4 protein-coding genes are annotated in these 4240 nt (G+C 64.0%); all 4 read left to right on the top strand.

Annotated features, from left to right (window positions below):
* On the top strand, positions 1-461 hold a 461-nt coding region (locus AC2FEE_RS25460; RefSeq protein WP_496868203.1), incomplete at its 5' end, for a GntR family transcriptional regulator.
* A gap of 8 nt (positions 462-469) precedes the next feature.
* Entirely contained in the window at positions 470-1387 is a 918-nt protein-coding gene (locus AC2FEE_RS25455) for a dihydrodipicolinate synthase family protein (RefSeq protein WP_496868202.1), read from the top strand.
* A gap of 5 nt (positions 1388-1392) precedes the next feature.
* Complete coding sequence (locus AC2FEE_RS25450; protein ID WP_496868201.1) at positions 1393-2916, top strand: aldehyde dehydrogenase; 1524 nt, start codon at positions 1393-1395, stop codon at positions 2914-2916.
* Positions 2913-4240: NAD(P)/FAD-dependent oxidoreductase (locus AC2FEE_RS25445; RefSeq protein WP_496868200.1), on the top strand; the 1328-nt coding region annotated here is incomplete at its 3' end. The genes AC2FEE_RS25450 and AC2FEE_RS25445, both read left to right, overlap by 4 nt.

Raw genomic sequence — 4240 nt, 5'->3', positions numbered from 1 at the left:
CGGCCCCGATGATTTATGGTGCTGTTTTGCAGTTGGCGGCGAAGAATGCGACGTGTGTTCAGGTTGGAGCGCTCAAGGAGGCGCAGGAGGCGTTCAAGGCGGCGCTTCGGGGTGGCTCGAGCGCCGAGCGGGCCATGGCCAACAACCGCTTTCACGAGATTACGGGCGAGATGGCGGACAACATCTATCTTGTGCCCTCCTTTCAGCGGTTATTGATCGATCATGCCCGGATCGGGATGACCTTCTACCGCCCTCAGGACCGCCAGATGGCGGAAAACCTGTCCGAGGCCAGTGCCCAGCATGACGCCATCATCGCCGCCATCGAAGCGGGCGATGAAGCGGCTGCCTCGCAGCTGGCCATCGATCATTGGAACCTGTCGCGCGACCAGATCGAGCTGTTCGTCATGCCTGCCGGGCTTGACCTGCCGCTGGGGACGATGGCGCGTAAAACCCCTGCATGAGGACCTGAATGACCCCTATTTTCAATTTTGAAGGGATCTACACCCCTGTCGTGACCCCCTATTACGCCGATGGCAGCGTGAACTGGGACGCACTGTCCGACGTGATCGAACACCTGATCGAGAACTGTGTACATGGCCTGATCTCGGGCGGTTCGACCGGCGAGAACTATGCCCAGACCGTGGCGGAACGTCTGGAACTGGCCAGGTTCACCCACGAGCGCCTGAAGGGCCGCCTGCCGCTGGTGGTGGGCACAGGGGCGATGATGACGCCGGATTCGATTGCGTTGGCCACCGGCGCGCGCGAGATCGGGGCGGATGCGATCCTGCTGGCCAGCCCGGCCTATTCGGTGCCGACCGACCGCGAGAACGCGCTGAACGCATTGGCCATCGACAAGGCGGCGGATCTGCCGGTGATGCTGTACAACTATCCGCACCGCACCGGCACCATGATGGGCGCGGAGTTCCTGGACCGCGTCGGCCGCAGCCGCAACTTCTGCGGCATCAAGGAAAGCTCGGGCGATATCAACCGGGTGCATCTGCTGGCGCGCGACTATCCGCACATCCAGCTGGGCTGCGGCATGGACGACCAGGCGCTGGAGTTTTTTGCCTGGGGCGCCCCGTTCTGGGTTTGTGGCGGGTCGAACTTCCTGCCGGCGGAACATGTGGCGCTGTACAATGCCTGCGTGGTGGAAGGCAACTTTGACAAGGGCCGCCGCATCATGAGCGCGATGCTGCCGCTGATGCATGTGCTGGAACAGGGCGGCAAGTTCATCCAGACCATCAAGCACGGCGTGACCATGAACGGGATCGACGCGGGCGTCATGCGCGCGCCTCTGAAGGGTCTGAACAAGGATGACAAGCGCGCGCTGGAACAGGTTACGCGCGTATTGAAACGCAAAATCGCCGACATCGTGGCAGAAGGGTAAGAGACATGGATCTGCTGACACAGGACGAATACAAATCCATCGCTGCGGGGCTGAACCTGCCCACCGGCGCCTTCATCGACGGCGGTTACCGGCCAGCGGCATCCGGCGAGACCTTCATCAGCGTCAACCCGGCCACGGGCGAAAAGCTGGCCGAGATTGCCGCGTGTGGTGCCGAGGATGTGGACTTTGCCGTCGAAAAGGCGCGCGAGACGTTTGACGATGGCCGCTGGTCGAAACTGCACCCGTCCGAGCGCAAGGACGTGCTGATCCGGCTGTGCAAGCTGATGACCCGCCAGCGGCGTGAACTGGCGGTGATGGAGAGCCTCGACAGCGGCAAGACCATCTTTGACTGCGAGACCGTGGACGTGCCCGAGACCATCCACTGCCTGAAGTGGCACGCCGAGGCGATCGACAAGATCTATGATCAGGTGAGCCCTGCCAGCGATGATCACATCGCCATGGTCGTGCGCGAGCCGATCGGCGTTGTCGGCCTGGTGCTGCCATGGAACTTCCCGCTGCTGATGCTGGCGTGGAAGATCGGCCCGGCTCTGGCTGCTGGTTGCTCGCTGGTCGTCAAACCGGCCAAGGAAACCAACCTCACCGCCCTGCGCGTGGCCGAACTGGCTGCCGAAGCCGGACTGCCCGCCGGTGTTCTGAACATCCTGCCCGGCGGCGGCGGCGACGTGGGCGAGCCCATCGGCCGTCACATGGATATCGACATGGTGTCCTTCACCGGCTCGACCGTGACCGGCAAGAAATTCCTGACCTACTCGGCGGAAAGCAACGCCAAGGAGGTTGTGCTTGAGATGGGCGGCAAGAACCCGGCCATCGTCATGGACGATGCCGAGAACCTGGACCGCGTGGCCCAGCACCTGGTCAACGGGGCGTTCTGGAACATGGGCGAGAACTGCTCGGCCAGTTCGCGCCTGATCGTGCACAAGGACGTCAAGGCCAAGTTGCTGGAGCGCATCGCCCATCACGCCAGGCAGTGGAATACCGGCGACCCGCTGGACCCGGAAACCCGCATGGGCGCGCTGGTCAGCGAAGGGCATTACACCAAGGTTTGCGGCTATCTGGATCAGGCCGAGAACGTGGTGATCGGTGGCAAGACCGACCCTGTTCAATCTGGCGGCAAGACCGCCGGGGGCTTTGTCGAGGCGACCGTGGTCGAGGTCGCGGACAACAATGCCCTGCTGGCCCGCGAAGAGATCTTTGGCCCGGTCCTGTCGGTAATCGAGGTCTCCGGCTTCGACGAGGCGATCGCGGTCGGCAATGACACCGAATACGGCCTGTGCGCGTCGATCTTCACCGCCAATGCCAAACGCGCCATCCGCGGCGCCCGCGCCCTGCGGGCCGGTACCGTGACGGTCAACAGCTTTGGCGAGGGCGACATCTCGACCCCGTTTGGCGGATTCAAGCAATCGGGCTTTGGGGGCCGCGACAACTCGGTCCATGCGCATGATCAATACACCCAGCTGAAAACCATCTGGATCGATCTGGCCGATGACGCCGACGAGGCGGTTGATTGACCCGGTACAGCGCCAGAACCCTGCCGGTCCACCGCGGACCGGCCGCCTGGAGCGCCATTCTTGGCGCCCAGCCCCCGGCGGTTGCGCTGGAGAGTGACACCACCGCCGACTTTGTCATCGTCGGCGCGGGCTTTGCCGGCCTGTCGGCCGCGCGGCGTCTGCACCAGTTGCAGCCCGATGCGAAAGTGGTGGTGCTGGAGGCCGGGCGCGTGGCCGAAGGTGCAGCGGGCCGCAATTCCGGCTTCATGATCGACCTGCCGCATGATCTGGCTTCGGATGATTATGCCGGGTCCGGTGACGACCGCAAAATGATCGGCCTGAACCGGAAAGCGATTGCCTTTGCCCGCGCGGCGGTCGAGCAATATCGGATCGACCCGAGCTTCTTTGATCCGGCGGGCAAAGTGAATGGTGCCGCCAGCGCGGCGGGGCATGCCCATAACGTCAGCTATGCACAGCACCTCGAGACGTTGGGCGAAACCAGCGAGATGCTGGATTCCCAGCAGATGCACGACCTGACCGGCTCGCGCCACTACCGGTCGGGCCTCTACACATCCGGAACGGTCATGTTGCAACCCGCAGGCTATATTCGCGGACTGGCTGCCGGACTGGTCGGGGACGGCGTGGCGCTGTACGAGAATTCCGCCGTAACCGGGTTCGAAAAGCAAGGCGGCGCGTGGCAGGTGAAAACCCGGCGCGGCGCGGTCAGCACCGGCGCAGTCATCCTGACGGTCAATGGCCACCTGGAAAGCTTCGGCATCGAGCGCAACCGGCTGATGCAGCTGTTCCTGTTTGCGGCGATGACGCCGGAACTGGACAGCGCCGCGCTGGCCAGGCTGGGCGGCCAGCCCCGCTGGGGGGTCACCCCGTCCGATCCGATGGGCACCACGATGCGGCGCATTGATACCGGTCAGGGCGGCAATCGCATCATCACCCGCACCTGCGCGGCACTGCGGCCCGGCATGGCGGCGACGGCGGGCGATCTGGCGCGCGCATCCCGGGTGATGCAGCGCAAGTTCGACCAGCGGTTCCCGCAATTGGCGGGGATGGAGATGCAATACCATTGGGCCGGGCACCTGTGCCTGAGCCTGAACGGCGTCTCGGTCACGCGCCAGATCGACCACGGCATCTATTCCGGCTGCGTCCAGAACGGCCTGGGCACCGCGCGCGGGACCCTCACCGGCATCGCAGCGGCGGAACTGGCCTGCGGTCACAGCTCCGATATCACCCGCCATTTTGAAACCGAAGACCAACCCAAACGCCTGCCACCCCAACCCTTCCGAGAAATCGGCGCAAATACACTCCTCAGATGGAAAGAATGGAAAGC

Source organism: Ruegeria sp. YTSC199, from assembly GCF_059609725.1.
The sequence above is the reverse complement of the archived record's forward strand: the minus strand, read 5'-3'. Positions and strand labels throughout refer to the sequence as shown.